Annotated in this window: 2 protein-coding genes; both read right to left on the bottom strand. The window is 69.0% G+C overall.

The window, feature by feature from the left end:
• Window positions 1-194: 194 nt before the first annotated feature.
• Window positions 195-1,772 carry an amidohydrolase gene (locus PLJ28_RS15285; RefSeq protein WP_255459672.1) on the bottom strand — a complete coding sequence of 526 codons (1,578 nt, stop codon included), beginning with the start codon at window positions 1,770-1,772 and terminating at the stop codon, window positions 195-197.
• 113 nt (window positions 1,773-1,885) lie between these two features.
• The gene (locus tag PLJ28_RS15280; RefSeq protein WP_324590379.1) at window positions 1,886-3,250 is read right to left on the bottom strand and encodes an APC family permease; all 1,365 of its coding nucleotides are present in this window, start codon (window positions 3,248-3,250) and stop codon (window positions 1,886-1,888) included.
• Window positions 3,251-3,720 lie beyond the last annotated feature (470 nt).

Below are 3,720 nucleotides of genomic sequence, written 5' to 3'. Positions count from 1 at the left end.
GGGCGATCCGCTCCCGGCTCAGCACCGGTGTCACCGGCCGGCCCGCCTGTCGCCGGGATCCGGCCATGTCACATCCTCCATCCCAGCTGTCCACGGTCCGGGCGCCCGGAAGGGCACCCCGGTCAGTCTACGAGGAGCCTCCCTGAACCCTTGGCGTCGCCCCTGCACCCGGCGCCGGCCACCGAGAACGCTCCTCATCCCCGGCCCGGTCGCCGGACCGTGCCGTCGACGACGGTGGCGACCACGGCCAGGCCGGGCAGGTCGTCCGGGGCGGTCGTCAGGGGATCACCGGAGAAGACGGATAAGTCGGCCGGTTGCCCGACGGCAATTCGTCCTCCATCCGCACGCCCCCAGGATCGCGCGCGATGGGTGGTGAAGCCCTCCAGGAGTTGGAAGGCGGTCAGCGCCTCCTCGGGCACCACGGGTGGCTGCGATGGTTTCCCCGCCTCCCGGCGCAGCTGGCCGTCGGCAATGATCCGCAGGGGATCGCAGGGGGCGATGGGCCAGTCCGAACCGACCGCGACGGTGACACCCGCGCGCCGGAGACTGCCCAACCGCCACGCGTTCCCGGTGCGTTCGTCGCCCAGCCGTCGCGACCAATTGTCCGTGCCGTCACCGGAGCAGTACAGGCTGCAGTGCGTGGGTTGCATGCTGGCGGCCACGTCCAGTTCCGCGAAGCGCCCGACCAAGTCGTCGGGGATGGTCTCGATGTGCTCGATCCGGTGACGGGGCGTCCCGTCCGGACCGCCGGCGCCGCCCGGTGCGCTGGCGATCGCGTCGAGGACGTAGCGCACCGCCCCGTCCCCGATGGCATGGGTGGTCGTCCGGATCCCTTGCGCGTCCAGGCGGTGGAGCGTCTCGGTGAAGGACCTGGCGTCCAGCCACAGGGGTCCCGTGGACTCCCCGTTGACGTCCGGCCGGTCCAGCCACGCCGTGCCGTTGTCGATGGTGCCGTCGATCATCAGCTTGACGCCCTCCACCGTCCAGCGACGACCGGACCGGCCTTGGAGGTCGATCACCGAGCGCAAGCGGTCCTCGGAGTCACCGGGCATGATCCATGGGGAGAAGCACAGCCGGATGGGCAGTTCGCCGCGTTCCTCGGCCGCCGCGACGAGGTCGAGCATGCCGTCGCTCCAGTCCAGCACCTGACCGCCGGTCAGGCCGGCATCGCCCATCATCGCCAGCACGCCGAGCAGGGCGTCCAGCCGGTCCTCGAAGGCCGGGGCCGGGACGTGCGCCAGGACGAGCGCCATGGCGTCCCATTCCTTCAGGAAGCCGGTGGGTAATCCGTCCGCGTCCACCTCGACCACGGCCGAGGAGGCGAAGCGTTCCCGCCCCGTCAGCCCGGCCAGCTCCAGGGCCCGCGTGTTGACCACCGCCGAATGGCCGTCGAAGAGCCGCACGAAGGCCGGTCGGTGGGGCACCGCCTCGTCCAGGTCGCGGGCGCAGAGGTTGCGGCCCGTGACCATGCTCGGGTCCAGGCCCCAGCCCAGCACCCAGTCGGCCCCGGGGGTCGAGGAGGACTCCGGGGACGCGAGGGCGGCGTGCAGTTGCTCGGCGGCGGTCACGGCATTCAGGTCCGCCCCGCGGGTCACCTCCAGCCCCAGTACAGGATGGATGTGTGCATCGACCAACCCAGGCGTCACACACCCGCCGGCAGCCCGCAGTATTTCGGTGGCGTCCGCTTCCTGGACGTCGGAAGCCTGCCCGACCCACGTGATCGTGCCCTGCCGGATACCGATGGCGCTGGCGGTCGGCTGTCCCGGGTCCATCGTGTGCACCGTGTCAGCGAACACGAGGAGGTCGAAGCGTCGCCGCACCGGGGGCTGGGCCTGAGGAGATGTCGCGGCCGGTCCGGGTGATGAGGCCACGGGGTGGATCGGTGTCACAGGTCCTCCTTCAGGTCCAGGACAGGGGGTTGGCGCCGGAAGCCCCTGGTGAGTACGGCAAGGTAGGCCAGGCCCACGAGCAGCCAGACGCCCCCGACGAGCAACGCGCTGCCGGGCAAGGACGTCCAGAGCCACAGGGTGAGGGCGAAACCGATCAGGGGCAAGACGATGTAGCTGACCGCGTCCCGACCTCGTCGGCGCGCATCATCGATCGCGTAGGTCTTGACCACCGAGAGGTTGACCATCGTGAACGCGGCCAGGGCACCGAACGAGATGATGGTGATGACGATCTCGAGGGGCAGTACCAGGGCGGAGAGAGAGACCAGCGAGACGACCAGGGTCGCCCGGGCAGGAGAGTTGAATCGGCGGGTGAGGACACCGAAGAGCCGCCGCGGAAGCACGCCGTCACGGCCCATGGTGTAAAGGATGCGCGAGACGGATGCCTGCGAGGCCAGGGCCGACCCAGTGGCTCCGGCCAGCAGGCAGGCGGCGAAGAAGTTCGACAGCCAGGCCCCGCCGGCGGCCTGCACGACCTCCGCCGAGGCCGTGTCGACGTTCTGGAAGGACTGCCAGTCCGGCACCACGAGGTAGGACACGAAGGACAGCCCGATAAACGTCAGCCCGCCGATGAGCGTGACCGCCATGATGGCCCGGGGGACGTCGCGCTGGGGGTGGCGCGCCTCCTCGCTCAGCGTCGAGACGGCGTCGAACCCGAGGAAGGACAAGCACAGGATGGCCGCGCCCGTGAACAGGGCGCCCACCCCGTTCATGCCGCTGAAGGCGACGGACGGATCGGGAACGCTGCCACCGGACAACGACCCGAGGCTGAGCAGGACGAACGACACCGCGAAGACCACCTGGACCACCACGACGATCCCGTTGAAGGTGCTCACCGACTTGATGCCGAGGACATTGAGCACGGTCACCAGGGCGATCGCCGCGAGGACCCATACGGCGGTGGGCACGCCAGGGAGGTAGGCCCCCATATACAGGCCGATCAGCAGGTAGTTGATCATCGGCAGCAGCAGGTAGTCGAGCATTAGGGCCCATCCGGTGAGGAACCCCGCGTGCCCCCCGAAGGCCTGCTGGCTGTAGGTGTAGGCGCTGCCGGCCACGGGGTACCGGCGCGTCATCTTCCCGTAGCTGAGGGCGGTGAAGAGCATGCAGACCAAGGTCACGACGTAAGCGCCCGGAACGCCATTGCCGGTGATCTCCGCGACCGGGCCGAGGGTCGAGAATACCGTCAACGGCACCATGTAGGCGATGCCGAAGACGGTCAGCCCGACCACGCCCAGGACCTTGGTCATCCTGACGGGGGTTCGTGCCGGGAGTAGGGACGGTGGTCCGGTGACGGAGGTCATGGGTGCTCCTGTCGATCAGGGCGGAAAGTGGGCGTACCCGGCACACCGAGCGGGACCGCGCCTGAGGACGGGTCGAAGCCGCGAGGCGACCGCCATGCGGCATGAGGGTGTGCGGACGAGCGGACCTCCCTGCCCCAGGAAGGCTTGGGCAGTCCGGATCATCCATCCGCATCGCCTGTGATGCAGGTCTCACTTTTATACGAACAACATTCATTTTCGTCAAGGGATGCCTCGGTCGCCCCAGGTCACCCACAGGCTCGCCACGTACCTCCACCACCGAGGCTCACCGACCCCTTGCGCCCCCGACCAGGACGTGTACTGTGTCACAAAACGAATGTTATTCATTTACGGGAGCCCGACCATGAGTACCACCACCCCCGAACGCACTGACGACGCCTCAGGAACCGTCCCGACCATCGACCGCGACGTGGTGGTCATCGGGGCGGGACCTGCCGGACTGATGGCCGCCC

Source organism: Citricoccus sp., assembly GCF_035445025.1.
In the GTDB taxonomy this organism is placed as follows: domain Bacteria; phylum Actinomycetota; class Actinomycetes; order Actinomycetales; family Micrococcaceae; genus Citricoccus.
The sequence above is the reverse complement of the archived record's forward strand: the minus strand, read 5'-3'. Positions and strand labels throughout refer to the sequence as shown.